Here is a 16,910-nt window from a genome sequence, read left to right as displayed (position 1 = left end):
GGTTTCAACCGTGCGGCTACTGTTGGACGGGCCACATATGGCACTTAATACAGACACAAATGCCGTGCGAACCAGGGTCAGAGAACAGGTGGTCGGCGCGGGTCCCCCGGAAAGGAATACGGCGGGCCGGCCCCGGTCGAAGGTTGCGTGCGGCTGGTCATGGGGAGAGGGAAATGATCAGTCAGCGTTCGGATCTGCACGTCAATCACGTGCTTGGGGCCTTGCCGCGCAAGGATTGGGAGTCATTGTCCATGCACCTTGAACTGGTGCGCATGCGTGCCGGCCAGCTGCTCACGGATTCCGGGCAGCGCATTCATCATGTCTACTTCCCGACCACCGCCATTGTCTCGATGCTCTCCTTGCTGGAGGATGGCGCCACCGTGGAAATCGCCGCCATCGGCAATGAAGGGCTGGTAGGCATTCCGGTGCTGACCGGTGGCGACACCATGCCGTGCCGCGTCGAGGTACGCGCGCCCGGCTTCGCCTATCGTCTCTCGGCCGCCACGCTCAGGCAGGAGTTCATGCACTCGCCGGCGATCCAGCGCGTCACGTTGCTCTATGTGCAGGCCGTGCTCACCCAGATCGCGCAGACCGCGGTGTGCAACCGGCATCATTCGCTCAACAAGCAACTGTGCCGCTGGCTGCTGCTGGCGCTGGATCGCATGGCTTCAAACGAACTGGTGATTACGCAACAGGTGATCGCCAACATGCTCGGCGTGCGCCGCGAAGGCGTCACGGAAGCGGCCGGCAAGCTGGAGGACCTGGGCCTGATCCAGCATAGCCGCGGCCACATCACGGTGCTGGACCGGCGTGGACTGGAGGCGCATTCCTGTGAGTGCTACAAGCTCGTCAAGCGCGAGTTCGATCGGCTGCTGCCCGCGCTCGCGAACGTCTGAGCCGGGCGTCGGCGATGTTTCGAGGCTGCGCTCCGGCGTACCTGCATGTCCAATTCCATCGGAGAGCCGCACGTGAGTTCCTTCGCGCAATCCGGCGTGCCCCCCGCCGCGCCGGGCGTGCCTGCTTTTTCCCGGCCCGGGCTGTGGCGGGCGACGCTTGACCATGCCGGCTGGGTGCTGGCTTCGGCCGCCGTCGCCGCGCTGCTGGCCGCGCTCTATGCATGGTCGCTCCCCTCGCTGTACCAGGCGGACGTCGTGCTGCGGCCCGAGACCGACGAGGTGCGCGGGTTCTCCGGCCGCAAGCCTGGCAATGGCTCCCAGGTTGCCGATCTCGACCTGGCTGCGCTCACCAGCCGCGCCGTGCTGACGGCGGTGGTACGGGACAACCGGCTGGACATCGTTGCCGCGGGACACCAGTTGCCGGTGGCCGGCCCGCTCTGGGCGCGCCTGAAGGGGGCCGTATCCGGCTCGCCGGTCGCGCCACCGCTGGGTGCGCTGGCGCAATATGCCTGGGGCGGCGAGCAGATCTCGGTGGGCGAATTCGAACTGCCCGAGGCCATGCTCAACCAGCGCCTGGCCCTCACGGCGCTCGACGGCACGCATTATCGGCTGGTGGGGCCCGACGGGCATGCGCTGCTGGCGGGCGAAGTCGGGCAGCTGGCGCAGGCGGGCGGCATCGCGCTGCGGGTGACCAGGCTGAGCGCGCGTCCGGGCACCGGGTTCGTGTTGATGCGCCGCGACGAAGTCAGCGCCGTCGACGCGCTTGCCCGCACCCTGGTGGTGGACGACCGCACGCGCGAGCGCGACCCTGGCAGCGGGCTGGCAGGCGTTGCCGGCGCACCCGCCGCCGCATCGGCCGGCGAGGGCGTGCGCATCGCCTGGCGCGATCCCGATCGCAGGCTGGCCGTGGCCGTGGTCGGCGACATTGCGCGCTCCTATGTGGAAAGCCAGGTCCGGCATCGCAGTGACGAGGCTGCGCGCACGCTCGCCTTTGTCAACGCCGAGCTGCCGCGGGTACGCGCGGAGCTGGAAATGGCGGAAGGCGCGCTGGCCCGCTACCGCGCCCATGCCGGCTCGATGCAGCCGACACAGGACGCGCAGTCCTACCTGAGCGGCAGCATCGAATACCAGCGGCAGATTTCCGCGCTGGGCCTGGAACGCGCGCGCCTGTTGCGCCAGTACATGCCGGAGAGCCAGGAGGTACGGGCGATCGATCAGCAGATCGCGCAACTCAAGGGGGATCGTCGCATGCTCGACAGCAGGCTTCAGGGCTTGTCGGAGGCCGAGCGCGAGTCGGTCTCGCTCACGCGCGACGTGAAGGTGGCGGAGGACACGTATATGTCACTGCGCAATCGCGCCCAGATGCTCTCGCTCACGAAGTCCGACAGCCGCAGCGACGTGCAGTTGCTGGACGCAGCTGCGGTGCCCCTGATACCGGCCGGTCCCGACCGTCTGTTGATCAGCGGCGCGGGCGCGTTGCTGGGGCTGCTGCTTGGGGGCGGCGGCGCATGGCTGGCGGCGCGCGCACGCTTCCATATGGCCGACGCCGTCACGCTGGAGCGGAACTGCGCGCTGCCCATCGTCGGTGAAATCTGCTTCAGTCCGGAACAGGCGCGGCTGGAGCGCCAGCCGCCTGCGCAGGCTTGCCTTGCCGCCGGCGCCGCGCCAGCCGCCGCGCCGGTGCCGTTGCTGCTCGGCAATGCCACACCGGCGCTGCCGCAACTGGTGGCTCGCACCATGCACGGGCTGCCGGTGCTGTCGCCGCTGGTGGCCACTGCCGCCGCCGCTGCCTGCGTGCCGGCCGCACCCGCCACGCCCCTGCACGATCGCCATCTGCTTGCGCGCCAGCATCCGCATGCGCTGGCGGTGGAGGGGCTGCGCGGCCTGCGGGCGGCGCTGCATTTCAGCATGGACACGGCGGAAAATGTCATCGTGGCGATGACCAGCGCCACCGCTGGCGCAGGCAAGACATTCAACGCCATCAACCTGGCGGTGCTCGCCGCCGAGGCCGGCTGGCGGGTACTGATCGTGGATGCCGACCTGCGGCGCGGCGACGTGGCCGCGCGCTTCGGCCAGCCGGCCTCGCCGGGCCTGGCTGACCTGCTGGGCGGACGCGTGAGCCTGCAGCAGACGATCCGGCCCACGGCCGTCAGCGGCCTGTCGCTGCTGGCGGCAGGCACGCCGCCGGGCAATCCTTCGGAGCTGCTGATGCTGCCCGCCTTGCGCGACACGCTGCAGCGCTGCGATGAAAGCTACGACCTGGTGATCGTGGACACGCCGCCGGTACTGGCGGTCGCCGATGCCACGCTGGTCAGCCGGCTGGCGGGCGCCACCATACTGGTCGTGCGCGCGGACGACACGCCCGAGGAAAAAGTGGCCGAGGCCCTGAAGCGTCTCGAGCGCGCACAGGCCAGGCTGATCGGCGGCGTACTCAACGGCATCCGGCCCCGCCGCGGCAGCCATGCCGACACCAGCGCTTACCTGCATCGCAGCGCGGAGCACGCGATATGACGGAAGCTGAACAGCAGGCCCGTCAGGGAAAGCCGCTGGCCGTGGGTTTGCTGGTTGACGATGCTTGCGCGCTACAGCATGTGCGCGAACTGGTGCTATGGGCGCAAGCGCAGCCCGATATCGACATATCCCACCTGCTCGTCTACGGTACGCCGCGTGCTGCGCCAGGCGGGCACGCGCCAGCGTTCGCGCGCCTGGCGCACGCGTTGTCCGCCCGCTGCATGCATACGCTGATGAGGGTCGAGAACATCCTGCTGCGCCAGAGCGGCACCTACCGCGCCCATTTGTCCCATCACGATCTCAGCGCCGCCGTGCCCGGCCGCATCGACCTGGAGGCGCCCCGCGTGCAGGCCGATGGCGGCCATGCCTTCGATGCGGCCGCTGTGGCCCGGGTGCGGGAGCAGCAACTCGATGTGCTGCTGTGCTGCGGCCCCGGCCTGCCCACCGGCGACATGCTGGACGCGGCTCGCCTGGGCGTGCTGCGCATGCATTTTGGCGATAGCGCGTCGGAACAGGCGGGGCCGGCCGGTTTCTGGGAATGCTTCCACCGCCTGCCGTCGACCGCTTTCGCCATCCAGCGCCTGAGCGGTGCACGCAGCGACGAAGTGCTGGTGCGGGGTCGCTTCGCCACCCGCATCAGCTTCCTGCAAAACCAGGCGCATCTCTACCGCAAGGCCAACGTGCATTTGCAAGGCCTGCTGCAGAGCATCGCGGCGCAGCGCCGCATGCCCGCATCCCAGCCGCGCCGGCTGGCGGGCCCGCCGCCCGGACGGCAGCATCTGCCCTTGGGCGGGCCGCCCGGCACCGTGCATATCCTGCGCTATGCGATGCGCACCCTGGGCCGCGCGGCGGTGAAAGGCGCGCAGCGCGCGCTCAGCTTGCGCCGCAAGTTCGGGATTTCGATCGTGCAGAGCGATTGGCGCCATGCCGACCTGCGCCAGGCTGTGGAGGTCGCCTCGCCGAAGGGCCGCTTCTGGGCTGATCCCTTCCTCTGGAAGGCGCCGGACGGGCGGCTGTTCTGTTTTGTCGAAGACTATGTATACGCGCGCCGGCGCGCCCATATCTCGGTGCTCGAGGTGATCGGGACCAAGGTGATGGATCTCGGTGCCGTGATAGCGGAGCCGTTCCATCTCTCCTTTCCCTATCTCTTTGCCTATCAGGGTGACCTCTACATGTGCCCGGAATGCTCGGATTCGGAACAGATCCGCATTTACCGGTGCACCGGATTCCCGCAGCAATGGGAGCTTGCCGCGGTGGCGATGGACGGGGTCTCGGCCGCCGATACCATCCTGTTCGAGCGCGGCGGGCGCTGGTGGATGCTGACTAGCATCGACAAGTCCGGCGTCAAGGATCACTGCAGCGAACTCTACCTGTTCTCCAACGATTCGCCGCTGCGGCAGGGCTGGAAGCCGTTCGGCGGCGGCAACCCGGTGCTGATCGATTCCGCCGGGGGCCGCAACGCCGGCCTGATCGCCGAAGGCGACCGGCTGTTCCGGCTGGCGCAGCGGCAGGGTTTCGACCGCTATGGCGAAGGGTTGATCGTTAACGAGATCCTGACGATATCGGAGCTGGCATACGAGGAGCGGCAGGTGTCACGGATCGATCCGACGTTCCGCAAACGGCTGCTGGGGTCGCATCATTTGACTACGACGGGGAACATTACCGTGATCGATCACGTCAGCAGGCAGTTTGTGATTTGAGCCGGGCTCTGACTGCTCGGGGAAGAGCGGCTGCCGCTGGCGAACCGGGCGGCGCATCAGCGCACGCGTTCGGACATTCGAGGTCGATCGGCCGAATGCGGCGTGGCGTCCTGCCATTTCCTTGCCCATTGCCACTAGCTGCACACCATCGGCGGCGTGGATTCCGGGCCCACCCCGCGCTTCGACCACAGCAAGGCGAACGCGCCGCGTGAGCGCCTGGACGCCCGGATGGCAACGCGGATCAAACAAAGCCTGAAAGCCCGGCTCTCGTGCTCTCATGCAATTTTACCCGGGTATTATTGACATCAATTTTTATCCGGGTATTATTCAGGCAATACACCACCTTGAATGCACATCGCGATGACTGAGCCACTTTTCAATTCCTACACAAGCTTCGATGGCTATCGACGCATCGCCTCCGGGGCCCTGCAAACGAATGCCCTGGTGGTCAAAAAAGTACTTGAAAGCGGCGCGGTTGGCCCCGTGCTGATCTTTGACGACGGCACCGGCCGCTCCATCGATGTCGATACGAGGGGCTCGGACGAGGAAGTGGCGGCCCGGCTGGCTGCGCCTGCCGCGCCGGACACGCGCGCCGGATCGGCAAGGTTGGAGCCATCCTCTCAACCCGCCGGCCCGGATGGCGCCGCAGAAGAATCCCGAGGCCGCGGGCGCCCGAAGCTGGGTGTAGTCGCCCGCGAAGTGACGCTGCTGCCGCGGCATTGGGAATGGCTGGCGACACAGCCCGGCGGCGCGTCGGTAGCCCTGCGAAAACTGGTTGAGGAAGCGCGCAGGGCCAACGGCGATAAAGACAAAACGCGCAAGGCGCACGAGCGTGCCTACCACTTCATGGCGGCAATAGCGGGGGATCTGCCCGGTTTTGAAGAAGCGACCCGGGCACTGTTCGCGCATGACCGGCCCAAGTTCAGCGCGCTCATCGCCAAGTGGCCGGGCGATGTGCGAGATCACGCAACCCGGCTCGCTTTCGGCGATGGCGTACCGGCATCCGCTCCTGGCAACTAAAGGACTAAAGAAAGATGGACCACCCGATGGCAAATCCGGACCAGACCACTTGCTACCTCGAACCCACACAGGAAGCGGGACGTGCGTTCGTCATGCGGAAAATGCAAGGCAGCGTTGTGATGCTGAACCTGCTGCGTTTTCGTGAAACCGCGGACTACTGGGCCACGCCCGAGCTGGCGCCGGAGATAGCCATCAGCGGTGCAGCCGCCTTTCAGCGGTACATCGAACACACCCTGCCCTACCTACGCGACACAGGAGGCGACCTGCTGTTTCTCGGAGCCGGTGGCCATTTCCTGATCGGGCCACAAGCTGAACGGTGGGACATGGCAATGCTGGTCCGGCAACACAGCGCCGATTCGTTCCTGGCATTCGCCTCCCATCAAGCCTACCTGGCTGGAATGGGGCACCGCATTGCGGCTATTGAAGATTCTCGCCTGCTGCCGCTTTCGGAAGTCGGGGCAGCTACAGCGTAGGCACACCGGCTTCCTATCAAAACCTGCGAGTCAGTATTTTCTCCGGGCGGTTCGCCGCGCCGGGTGGGCCATCGCTTTGGCCAGGGAATCCCATATGAGTCCGACATCTCCATCCCTACCCACTCAACCTCCACCCTTGTGGAAGACCTACCTGGTCATTCTCGTCCCCATGATGCTGACGAATACCTTGCAAGCCGCCGCAGGGACTATCGACGGCATCTACCTCGGGCAGATGATCGGCGTCGAAGCCATCGGGGCGGTTTCGGCATTCTTTCCGATCTTCTTTTTTTTCCTGGCCATCGTCATTGGCCTGAGCTCCGGCGCCACGGTGCTGGTCGGGCAGGCCTGGGGCGGCGGAAACCACGCAAAGGCGAGAGCGGTAGCAGGGTCGGCCTTGGCCCTGACTGCTTGCGCCGGCCTTCTGGTCAGTGTCTGCGGTGGTTTCCTCGCGCCTCAGATCCTGCGGTGGCTGGGGACGCCAGCCAATATCCTGGCCGACGCAACGAGCTATGCGCGGCTGATGATGATGGGCGCGCCTCTCATTTTCATGTTGTGGCTGACCACCTCCATGAGTCGGGGCGTTGGCGACGCAGTGACGCCGTTGTGGGCACTGGCGCTGGCCACCCTGATCTCGCTCGTCTGCACACCAGCGCTTCTTGGCGGGTGGGGCGGGCTGCCCCAACTGGGTGTGGCCAGCGCGGCGGTCTCGACCATGCTGGCCTTCGCGCTGGCGCTGACGTGGATGCTGGTGTACTGGCGACGCAAGGCACATCCGTTGGCCCCAAGTATCGAACTGCTTCGCCATGTGCGCTTTGATCCAGTCATCACACGAAAGATCCTGCGGATTGGCATTCCATCGTCGCTGCAGATGCTCGCCATGGCCGTGGCCGAGATCGTGCTGCTCGGGCTGGTGAACCGCCACGGCTCGAATGCCACCGCGGCCTACGGCGCAGTCACCCAGGTGATGAGCTGGATGCAGCTACCTGCCATGTCCCTGGGCATCACCACGACCATCCTCGCATCGCATGCTATCGGGGCTGGTCGTGGCGGCAGGCTCGGCGCCATCGTCCGGACCGGCCTGTGGCTGAACGTCGCAGTCACCGGCGGCTTTGTTGCTGTCGCCTATGGTTTGGCACCTGCGGTGATAGGGCTTTTCCTGAAGGATGGTTCGGTCGTCGAGCTCGCCCTGGAACTGCTGCACATCGTTGCCTGGAGTGTCATCGTGATGGGCTTGGCCAACGTCCTGGTCGGTGTCATGCGCGCCAGCGGGACCGTGTTCGGCCCCACGGGCCTGGGCGTGTTCGCGATCCTTTGCATTGAAGTACCTGCAGCCTATTGGCTGAATGCCAGGGTCGGGATTTCCGGCATCTGGTGGTCTTATGCACTTACCTTCATTGCGATGCTCGTGCTGCAAACGACCTACTACCAACTCGTGTGGCGTCACCGGATCGTTCAGCGATTGATCTGAGGGCTGGCGTCCCTGTCTCGTCCGCCAGGCGCCAGCGGCAGCTCAGGGCTTCGACGTCTCCATCCCAGCCGCGGGCACCGCTTTTTCACGCGCCGCCTCCGCATCCCGGGTCACGCAGAAATGGGTACGCAGGTAGCTGTCCAGCAGCGCCAGCACTGCATCGCGCGCGGTATACGCCCGCAGTGCATGGTCGATCCGATCCGAGATACATAGCCGTACATTGCGATAGCGCCGCATGACGCGGCCGCCGCTGCCGAAGTAAGTGGCCAGCTCGCCGAGCCCGGGATCATAGCCGCCGTATACCAGCCAGACCGGCACGCCGCGCCCGTCGAGCCGGCGCAGCAGGTTGCGCACCCGCCGGACCGGCGTGTCGGCGCCGGTGATCCAGCCAGCCGTGTGGCTGGCGCGAGTGCGCAGGCGAAGCATGCCGCGCCTGGCCAGTTCGCGGACGATGCTGCCGATCTCGGTATCGCCGCGCAGCACGCGTACCCATTTCTGCGGGCGCAGGCAGGAGGCCAGGTAGGTCCGCGTGGCGGCATCGCGCTGCCGCGGACGCTGCTGCACGACTTCCTGGATCTCCAGCCCCTCGGGCCAGATGAAGCTCTGCAGGTTGACCAGGACCGCGCCGGCGATGTGCTCGCTCTCGCAGGCCGCATGCAGGCCCGCATACGCCCCGGAGCAGATGCCGAACAGCGCCACGCGCTGGTAGCCCTGGCTGCGCAGCCAGCCAGCGGCCGCGATCACGTCGTGGCGCAAGGCGCTGTCATAGGGCTGGAAGCCGTAGCGCGCCAGTGTCAGGCTGGCGCTGTCGCCGATACCGCCGAGATCCATGCGTAGCGAGGGGATGCCCTGCCGGGCCAGGTGGCGGGCGCACAGCACGCCCATGCGCGCGTCGCCGATATGGTGGCCGGCCCCGGTGTTGACCAGCAGCACGGCCGGGGCGCCCGCGGCGGGCGCCGGCGCCTCGCACAGGATGCCGAACAGGCCGGCCGCGCCGAAATGCATGCGCCGCTCGATAAAGCCATCGCCATGCAGCAGCGGGGATGCCGCCGGCACCACGCGCGCGGCGACGGCGATGCCGGGCAAGGCGAGCGCGTCCGGGCTGGCGCCGGCGAGCCAGCCGGTCACATGCCGGAAGGCGGACCAGGGCAGGTCATTGAGTTCGGGATAGCTGGCATAGGCCTCGTATTCGGGGAACGGGGCGCGCTCTACCGCGCAGCCCAGCGCGCCGGCGGCATCGGCCAGGCGGCGGGCGCCGTCGAGCGGTGACGCCGACAGGATCAGCATCCGTGCGGCCGGGCAGCGCTGCAACTGGTCCGGCTTGCCGAGATCGCAAGCCTGGATGCGCTCGACCGCGTCGCGATATAGCCGGTTGCCGACTACCGTCATGAAGCGCTCCGTCTCGGCAGGATCGAGCTGGTCGGCGGGGGTCACGCGGGACGTGCTCTGCAGTGCGCGAAGTTCGCGCAGGTGGTCGCGGCCCCGCACCACCGGCGCCAGCAGCGCCAGGGCATCGACGTTGCCGATTTCCTGCGCCGCCAGCGTCGCGAGCAGCGCGCCGAGGCGCAGGCCGCATAGCGCTACGCGCTGCACGCCGGTGCGCGCGCGCAGCGTGGCCACGGCGGCGGCGATGCTGTCGATCCAGGCTGGCACGCGCTGCGGATCGCTCTCGGCGCCGTCGGAGTCGCCGGTGCCATGGTAGTCGAAGCGCAGCGCCGGCATGCCGTTGGCCGCCAGCAGTTCGGCCAGGTAGCGCCAGCCGCGATGCGTCATCACGGCCTCCTGCCCGAACGGGTTGCACAGCACCACGCCATAGCGGCCGCCGGACTCGCGGGCCAGCTGCACGGCGGGGCCCGGCAGGTGCAGCCATCCGTAGCAGCCGCCGAACAGCAGCGGCAGCATGTGGTTGGGGGGGGCTTGCCCGGCGGTCGCGAGGCCCTGTGTCCCGGCCCGGTCAGACATCGGCATGCCTATGGCAACGCAGCAAGGCAGGGACATGTCTCGGCGGGGGCTTCATGTTCCGTTCCTCCGGTGGCGGTTCCGAGCGGGCCACGCCGTTCAGCGGCACAGCGGCCTCCATTACAACCGTATCCGTACCAAAGATTCGTACGCTGTCCAACACAAGGCACGGCCGCACCGGCTCGCGGCTGCGCGGCGCCGGCGCTCGCGAGAGCGTGCCGGCGAGCGTGTGCGCAAGCGCACAGATGGGGCGCTGCCACGCTCCTAGACTCGATCGCAATCCATACGGTGGCTGCCCGCGCCGGCGGCGCGCATGGCGCGCGGATGCCTGCACGATGCCGGCATGAACTTCATGGAAAAGGACGCCGGCAAACCGGGCAGCCGCGAAGCGTACCCGTTTCTGCGTACGGGTCGAAAGGGGTCGGTGCCACCTGGAGCGGACGCCGGACGGCGCGCCGCCCGGCTTCGATGGCGTTCAGGCTGACCCGGCAGATCCCCGGCCCGGGGTGCACCGCTTGCAAGGAGGCATCATGAGCAACCCGATCGACGTGGCGGGCCTGCCGGCCCGTATCGACATGGCCGCAGCGCTGGCGCCGCGCGCTGTGCCGCTGCCGGCGATCCAGCCGGTGATCCTGGCCGGCGGCTCTGGCACCCGTCTGTGGCCGCTGTCCCGCGAGCAGTTTCCCAAGCAACTGATCAACCTGGTGTCCGACGATACCCTGCTCGAAGCCACGGCCCGCCGCTTCGATGGCCTGGGCCTGCTGGCCGGGCGGCCGGCCGGCATGGAGGCGCCGCAACTGGTGGTCTGCGGCGAGGAGCATCGCTTCATGATCGGCGACATGATGAAGCGCAGCGGCAACAATGTCCGCATCCTTGCCGAGCCGTGCGGCCGCAATACCGCGCCGGCGCTCACCGTGGCCGCCCTGCACGCCGTGGCCAACGCCGGCGAGAGCGGCGACGCCTTGCTCGTGGTAACGCCGGCGGACCATAGCGTGGCCGATGTCCCCGCGTTCCGCCTGGCGCTGGCCACCGCGGTGCGCCACGCGGATCGCGGCGCCATCGTGACCCTGGGCGTACAGCCGCTGGCGGCGGAGACCGGCTACGGCTATATCCGGGTCTCGCGCGACGAAGACGATGGCGCCTTCCTGCTGGAGCGCTTTGTCGAGAAGCCGCACCTCGAGCTCGCGCAGCACTATGTGGATTCGGGCGAATACTGGTGGAACAGCGGCATCTTCGTGGTACGGGCGGCGGTCTGGCTGCGGGCGGTGAGCGAGCTCCAGCCGGACATGTATGTGCAATGCCGCGCCGCCTATGAGGGCAGCGACACCGTTGGCGATACCGTGCGCATGCACAAGGAATCCTTCAGCGCCTGCCAGTCGGATTCCATCGACTATGCGGTGATGGAAAGGCTCGAGACCCTGCCGGGCATACCCGGCGTGGTGGTGCCGCTGGATGCCGGCTGGTCCGACGTGGGATCGTGGGCGGCGATCTGGGATATCGCGTCCAAGGACGCCATGGGCAATGCTTCGCGCGGACGCGTGGTGTTCGACGGCGCCAATTCGTGCCTGGCGCATTCGGAAGGCCGCCTGATCGCCTGCGTCGGCGTACGCGATGTGGTGGTGGTCGAGACCGCGGATGCCGTGCTGGTGGTCGACAAGGCGCATGTGCAGGACGTCAGGAACGTAGTCCAGCGCATCCGCTCCGAGCATGGCAACGAAGTGATCAACCACCGCAAGGTGCGTCGCCCGTGGGGCTGCTACGACGCCATCGACCACGGCGACCGCTTCCAGGTCAAGCGCATCGTTGTCGATCCGGGCGCCAGTCTCTCGCTGCAGATGCACTACCACCGCGCCGAGCACTGGGTGGTGGTGCGCGGCACTGCGCGCGTGACCTGTGGCGACACGGTCAGCATCCTGAGCGAGAACCAGTCCACCTACATTCCCATCGGTACGCCGCACCGGCTGGAAAACCCCGGCAAGACGCCGCTGGAGATCATCGAAGTGCAGTCCGGCGCGTATCTCGGCGAGGATGACATCGTGCGCTTTGAAGACAACTACGGGAGAAAGTGAATGCGAGTGCGATGTCCGGTCCGGGGCTAGCGAGGGACTGGCCTGTCCGGGCCGATATGCAGGTCTTTCCCGCGCATGCCGGCATGCGGAATGCGCCGGCGCAACGCCAGCAGAGCGGCGCAGGCAGCTTGAATCGGGTAAGTGGCAATGACGCGGCCGCGCAGTCCGGCCGCGCTTGCCGTTGCGACGGGGGGCATCAGGTGGACGTATCCGTAGTGGTTCCGAGCTATCGCCGGTGCGAGGATCTCGATCGTTGCCTGCGGGCACTGGCACGCCAGCGGCGGCGCGCAGACGAAGTGATCGTGGTGGCACGCGCCGACGACATCCCGACGCTGCGCCTGTTGTCCGGCTGGCTGGACCGGATGGCCTTGCACGGCCTGCGGGTGGCGACCGTTGCCGTACCCGGCCAGGTGGCTGCCAACAACCGCGGCCTCGACAGCGCGCGCGGCGACATCCTGTGCCTCACCGACGACGACGCCGCGCCGCGCGCCGACTGGATCGAGCGCATCGTGGCGCATTTCCGCATCGATTCGGGGCTGGCCGGCGTAGGCGGGCGCGACATCGTGCACGACGACGACGGCGGCGTGATCGCAGGCGCCGAGCGCGACGTGGGGCTGCTGAGGTGGTACGGCCGCATTGTCGGGAACCACCATATCGGCAGCGGCGAGCCGCGCACGGTGGACATCCTCAAGGGCGTCAACATGGCATGGCGCCGCAGCGCGGTCGCGGGGTTGCGCTTCGACTCCCGTCTGCGCGGCGCGGGCGCCCAGGTGCATAACGATCTTGCCTTCTGCCTTGCCGCGCGCCGGCGCGGCGCTCGCCTGTTGTATGACCCCGGCCTCTGCGTGGACCACTATCCCGCCCTGCGCGCCGACGCCGACCAGCGCGCCAGCTTCAATCCCGAGTCCTTCTATAACGCCAGCTACAACCTGCACCTGGCGCTCGGCGATCACCTGCGCGGCGTTCGCGGCGCACTGGCGCAGGCCTACCTGCTGCTGGCGGGATCGAGCAATTGCCCTGGCGCGCTGCGGGCGCTGCTGCTGGGCTTCGGGCCCGACGGCCCGGCACGCGCGTGGCAGAAGCTCCGCCTTGGCCTGCGCGCGGGGCATGCCGCCCGCACGGCTCGCATGGTGCGGTGCGGCGCCCACGCCTTTGAGGATACCGAACGTGCGGAAACAGACGGCCACGGCGCACCGAATCCGCTCTTATTGCATCACGACGCTACGCAGCAACCATCACAACAAGTTGCCGAACAGGAGAAGCTGCCATGGTAACCAGAAGAATGCTCCCTATGCTATGGATCGTAGCCGCGCTGGGCGGTTGCTCCTGGGCGCCGGGCCCTGCGCTGGACGCCAGCCGGCTGCACGACGACATCGGCGCCAAGACCGGCACGGACGTCTATCCGGTGCAACTGATCACGGCCGACGTCGTCAAGAACCAGATCGACGCGGTCGCCGTGTCGAACAGCCAGGATTCTCCCGCCATGGGAGCGGACCTCGCCGCCAGCATCGCCAAGTATGAGTACCGCATCGGCCCGCAGGACCTGCTGGGGGTCACCGTGCTGTATAACCCGCAACTCAGCTCCAGCAACGGGAACATGCAGATGATGCCGGTAGGGGCCGGCGCGGACGTCTCGCAGCAGCAACTGCCGCTGGAGCAGAACGGGTTCCGCGTGGCGCCCAATGGCGAGGTCTACTATCCGCCCGTGGGCATGCTGCGGGTGGCGGGCAAGACGGCCGAGCAGGTGCGCAGCATGATTGCCACCGCGCTGTCGAAAGAGATCCGGGATCCGCGGGTCGATGTGCGGGTGGTCTCATACCGCAACAGCAGGGTCGATGTGACCGGGCTGGTAAAGAATCCGGGATCGCTGCAGATCACCGATGTCCCGCTCTCCATGATCAATGCCATCGCCCGCACGGGCGGCACCTTGCCGGACGCCGATGTGCAGAAGGTCAGGCTGACGCGCGGCAACCAGGTATACGAACTGGATCTCGACACGCTGATCAGCCGCAGCAATGGCGCCAGCGATTTTCTCCTGCAGGGCGGCGACGTCGTCAACGTGCCGGACCGGCTCGCCAGCCGCATCTTCGTGCTGGGTGAAGTGGTCAAGCCGACCTCCCTGCTGATGAACAAGGGCCGCCTCTCGCTTGCCGACGCGCTCGCCGGCGTCAACAGCATCGACGTGCACGCGGCCGATCCGCGCCAGGTCTTCGTGATCCGCGGCATGCGCGATAACCCGACGCAGCCTTCCGTCTATCGCCTGGACATGACGCAGGTGGATGCCTTGCTGCTGTCGACCCGGTTCCGGCTGGAGCCGCTTGACGTAGTGTATATCGGCACCTCCGATGCCGTGCGATTCAACCGCGTGCTTGAGCAGATCACGCCAACCATCCAGACCGCGTTCTTCACCAGGCAACTGGGCCGTTGATACCGGTGACCACGGGCGGCGCCGCGGCATGGGCGCCGCCTCCTGAGCAGACGGAGTCATCATGAATACGCAATTCCAGCGGCCCTATGGCACGCCGCTCCCACTGGACGACGACGAGTTCATCCTGCGCGATCTCGTCCGCATGATGCGCGAGCAACTGGGCTGGGTGGTAGGCATTACGGTTGCCGTTGGCGCGGTGGCGGCCCTGTACGCCTACTCGTTGCCCGCCATCTATTCCGCGGACGCGCTGGTGCAGGTGCAGGCCAAGAACCCCGACACCATGCCGCTGGCGCGCGCCACCCAGATGATGGGCGCGGGCACGGGCACGATGGTGCCGACCGAGGCGGAGATCGAGATCATCCGCAGCCGCTCGGTGCTCGAGCCCGTGGTCAACGCGTTCCGGCTCAATATCTCGGTGACGCCGGTGGCGGTGCCGTTGCTGGGAGCGCTGACGGGGCGCTTCGCTACGCCGGGCGAGCCGTCGGAGCCGTGGTTCGGCTTGCCGCGCTACGCCTGGGGTGGCGAGCAGGTCGATGTCGAGTCGCTTACCGTGCCGGCCGGGCTGGAGGGCGAGCCGCTGCTGCTGCGTGCGCTGGAGGACGGGCGCTATGCGCTGTTCGGCCCGGGTGGCGCGCCGCTGGTGGAGGGCAAGGCAGGAGAACTGCTTGAGCAGAACGGGCTATCGATCCGCATCGCCAGCCTGGTGGCGCGTCCCGGTACCGAGTTCACCGTGGTGCGCAGCAATCAGCTGTCAGCCATCGGCGGCCTGGGCAAGGCGCTGATGGTCGGCGAGCAGGGCAAGCAGACCGGCATCGTGCAACTGTCGATGGAGAGCAGCAATCCGGTCACGGCCATGAGCATCACCAACGCGGTGGTCCAGTCCTATGTGCGGCAGAACCTCGAGCGCCGCCAGGAAGAAACCGCGCGCACGCTGGACTTCCTCAACACCGAGGTGCCGCGCGTGCGTGCCGACCTGGAAAAGGCCGAGGATAAACTGGCCAGCCTGCAGCAACGCCAGGGTGCGGTGCGGCCCACCACCGAGGCGCAGTCCTACCTGCAGGGCGGCCTCGACCTGGAGCGGCAGATTGCCGCGCTACGGTTGCGGCGGACCCAGCTGTTGCAGAACTTCCTGCCGGGCAATGCCAGCATCCAGAACATCGACCAGCAGCTCGGCCTGCTGGAGGAACAGAAGCACAGCTTCGAGCGGCGCTTCCACGATATGCCGGCGTCGGAGAAGGCCGGCCTGCGCATGGAGCGCGACGTGAAGATCGCGCAGGAGATCTACATCTCGCTGCAGAACAAGTCGCAGGAGCTGATGATCAACCGCGCCGGGATGGTGGGCAACGTGCATGTGCTGGACGAGGCCATGCTGCCGTCGACGCCGGTCAAGCCCAAGCGCGGGCTGATCATCGTGGCCGGCGCGATCCTCGGCTTCCTGATCAGCATCATGGCGGTGTTCGCCCGCCGCGCCATCTTCGGCCGCATGCGCGAGCTGGAGGAGATCGAGCGCCGCGTCGCCCTGCCGATGTTCGGGAGCATCCCGTTCAGCCCGGCGCAAAGCCGGCTGGAGGATTACTCCAGGGTGGTGCCGCATGAGATCGGCGAATTGCCGCCGCCGGTGGAACTGGCCGCAGGCGAGGCGCCCGGCCCTTCGGTACGGATCGACGAATGGCTGCCCGCCGCCACCCGGCCCGTGCTCGCCGAGAACCGGCCGCATGACGCTGCCATCGAGGCGCTGTGCGGGATCTGCACGCAGTTCCAGTTCGCCGTGGAGCAGATGCCGCACCGGGTGGTCGCCATGGTCGGGGCCACTGCTGGCGTGGGCAAGAGCTTCGTCACGTCCAATCTCGGCACGCTGCTGGCCAAGTCCGATCGCCGCGTACTGCTGATCGACGCCGACCTGCGCCGCCAGCGCCTGTCGGGCTACTTCAACCGCGCCAGCGGCATGGGGCTGTCGGAGCTGCTGGCCGGCCGTATCGACGTCAAGGAGGCGGTGGTGCCGACCGGCGTGCCGAACCTGTGGCTGGTGCCCGCCGGCAACTACAACGCCACGCCCGCCGAGCTGCTGATGAGCCTGCGCCTGCGCCAGGCGATCGAGTCCTACGAGCGTGCCTACGATCTGATCATCATCGACACGCCGCCCGTGCTGGATTTCAACGACGCGTTGCCGGTGGCGGGGCTGGCCGGCGCCGCGGTGGTGGTGCTGAGAGCCGGTGCCCACACCGAGCAGCAGATCCTGGAAGCAGTCAAGAAGCTCCAGCGTGCGGGCGCCAATGTGGCGGGCGGCATTCTCAACACGGTGGATGAACGCGAGGCCAGGCCGCACCGCCGTGGCATCGACGAGCAATTGGCAAGCGCCGCGGGAGGCGCACTGTGAGCATTGCAC

11 protein-coding genes are annotated in these 16,910 nt (G+C 67.5%); 10 read left to right on the top strand and 1 reads right to left on the bottom strand.

All coding sequences use genetic code 11. The annotated features are described in order from the left end of the window. The first annotated feature begins 173 nt into the window (after nucleotides 1-173). From P3W85_RS42155 to P3W85_RS42130, 6 genes are all read left to right on the top strand, one after another. Nucleotides 174-896, top strand: coding sequence for a Crp/Fnr family transcriptional regulator (locus P3W85_RS42155; RefSeq protein WP_017230717.1), 723 nt, complete (start codon nucleotides 174-176; stop codon nucleotides 894-896). Nucleotides 897-941: 45 nt separating this feature from the next. Further along, the gene (locus tag P3W85_RS42150) at nucleotides 942-3,407 is read left to right on the top strand and encodes a polysaccharide biosynthesis tyrosine autokinase (protein ID WP_276269185.1); all 2,466 of its coding nucleotides are present in this window, start codon (nucleotides 942-944) and stop codon (nucleotides 3,405-3,407) included. After that, complete coding sequence (locus P3W85_RS42145) at nucleotides 3,404-5,107, top strand: glucosamine inositolphosphorylceramide transferase family protein (RefSeq protein ID WP_276269184.1); 1,704 nt, start codon at nucleotides 3,404-3,406, stop codon at nucleotides 5,105-5,107. Before P3W85_RS42150 ends, P3W85_RS42145 begins: the two co-directional genes overlap by 4 nt. A 360-nt stretch (nucleotides 5,108-5,467) precedes the next feature. After that, nucleotides 5,468-6,127: a DUF2239 family protein gene (locus P3W85_RS42140; protein WP_430869718.1), complete on the top strand. Its 660-nt coding sequence runs from the start codon at nucleotides 5,468-5,470 to the stop codon at nucleotides 6,125-6,127. A 14-nt stretch (nucleotides 6,128-6,141) separates the two neighbouring features. Further along, nucleotides 6,142-6,600, top strand: a complete 459-nt coding sequence (locus P3W85_RS42135) for a DUF1330 domain-containing protein (protein WP_276269182.1) — start codon at nucleotides 6,142-6,144, stop codon at nucleotides 6,598-6,600. A gap of 136 nt (nucleotides 6,601-6,736) precedes the next feature. Then, nucleotides 6,737-8,068 carry an MATE family efflux transporter gene (locus P3W85_RS42130; RefSeq protein WP_276269181.1) on the top strand — a complete coding sequence of 444 codons (1,332 nt, stop codon included), beginning with the start codon at nucleotides 6,737-6,739 and terminating at the stop codon, nucleotides 8,066-8,068. Nucleotides 8,069-8,110: 42 nt separating this feature from the next. Here the strand turns inward: P3W85_RS42130 and P3W85_RS42125 are convergent, their stop codons facing one another. Continuing rightward, complete coding sequence (locus P3W85_RS42125; RefSeq protein WP_276269180.1) at nucleotides 8,111-10,030, bottom strand: serine aminopeptidase domain-containing protein; 1,920 nt, start codon at nucleotides 10,028-10,030, stop codon at nucleotides 8,111-8,113. A 572-nt stretch (nucleotides 10,031-10,602) separates the two neighbouring features. On the opposite strand from P3W85_RS42125, the gene P3W85_RS42120 reads away from it, so the two are divergent. The 4 genes from P3W85_RS42120 (at nucleotide 10,603) to P3W85_RS42105 (ending at nucleotide 16,901) form a co-directional block, all read left to right on the top strand. After that, nucleotides 10,603-12,096: a mannose-1-phosphate guanylyltransferase/mannose-6-phosphate isomerase gene (locus tag P3W85_RS42120; RefSeq protein ID WP_276269196.1), complete on the top strand. Its 1,494-nt coding sequence runs from the start codon at nucleotides 10,603-10,605 to the stop codon at nucleotides 12,094-12,096. A gap of 200 nt (nucleotides 12,097-12,296) precedes the next feature. Further along, nucleotides 12,297-13,370, top strand: coding sequence for a glycosyltransferase family 2 protein (locus P3W85_RS42115; RefSeq protein ID WP_276269179.1), 1,074 nt, complete (start codon nucleotides 12,297-12,299; stop codon nucleotides 13,368-13,370). Between the two features lie 17 nt (nucleotides 13,371-13,387). Continuing rightward, the gene (locus P3W85_RS42110; RefSeq protein WP_276269178.1) at nucleotides 13,388-14,524 is read left to right on the top strand and encodes a polysaccharide biosynthesis/export family protein; all 1,137 of its coding nucleotides are present in this window, start codon (nucleotides 13,388-13,390) and stop codon (nucleotides 14,522-14,524) included. A 61-nt stretch (nucleotides 14,525-14,585) separates the two neighbouring features. Further along, nucleotides 14,586-16,901, top strand: a complete 2,316-nt coding sequence (locus tag P3W85_RS42105; RefSeq protein WP_276269177.1) for a polysaccharide biosynthesis tyrosine autokinase — start codon at nucleotides 14,586-14,588, stop codon at nucleotides 16,899-16,901. The last annotated feature ends 9 nt before the right edge of the window (nucleotides 16,902-16,910 follow it).

This window comes from Cupriavidus basilensis, assembly GCF_029335485.1.
Taxonomy (GTDB): domain Bacteria; phylum Pseudomonadota; class Gammaproteobacteria; order Burkholderiales; family Burkholderiaceae; genus Cupriavidus; species Cupriavidus basilensis_E.
This window is presented reverse-complemented; position numbering and strand designations above follow the sequence as displayed.

Coding starts and splice junctions, on each gene's coding strand:
- P3W85_RS42155 (WP_017230717.1), top strand. CDS start 174: ATGATCAGTCAGCGTTCGGATCTGCACGTCAATCACGTGCTTGGGGCC.
- P3W85_RS42150 (WP_276269185.1), top strand. CDS start 942: ATGTCCAATTCCATCGGAGAGCCGCACGTGAGTTCCTTCGCGCAATCC.
- P3W85_RS42145 (WP_276269184.1), top strand. CDS start 3,404: ATGACGGAAGCTGAACAGCAGGCCCGTCAGGGAAAGCCGCTGGCCGTG.
- P3W85_RS42140 (WP_430869718.1), top strand. CDS start 5,468: ATGACTGAGCCACTTTTCAATTCCTACACAAGCTTCGATGGCTATCGA.
- P3W85_RS42135 (WP_276269182.1), top strand. CDS start 6,142: ATGGACCACCCGATGGCAAATCCGGACCAGACCACTTGCTACCTCGAA.
- P3W85_RS42125 (WP_276269180.1), bottom strand. CDS start 10,030: ATGTCTGACCGGGCCGGGACACAGGGCCTCGCGACCGCCGGGCAAGCC.
- P3W85_RS42120 (WP_276269196.1), top strand. CDS start 10,603: ATGGCCGCAGCGCTGGCGCCGCGCGCTGTGCCGCTGCCGGCGATCCAG.
- P3W85_RS42110 (WP_276269178.1), top strand. CDS start 13,388: ATGCTATGGATCGTAGCCGCGCTGGGCGGTTGCTCCTGGGCGCCGGGC.
- P3W85_RS42105 (WP_276269177.1), top strand. CDS start 14,586: ATGAATACGCAATTCCAGCGGCCCTATGGCACGCCGCTCCCACTGGAC.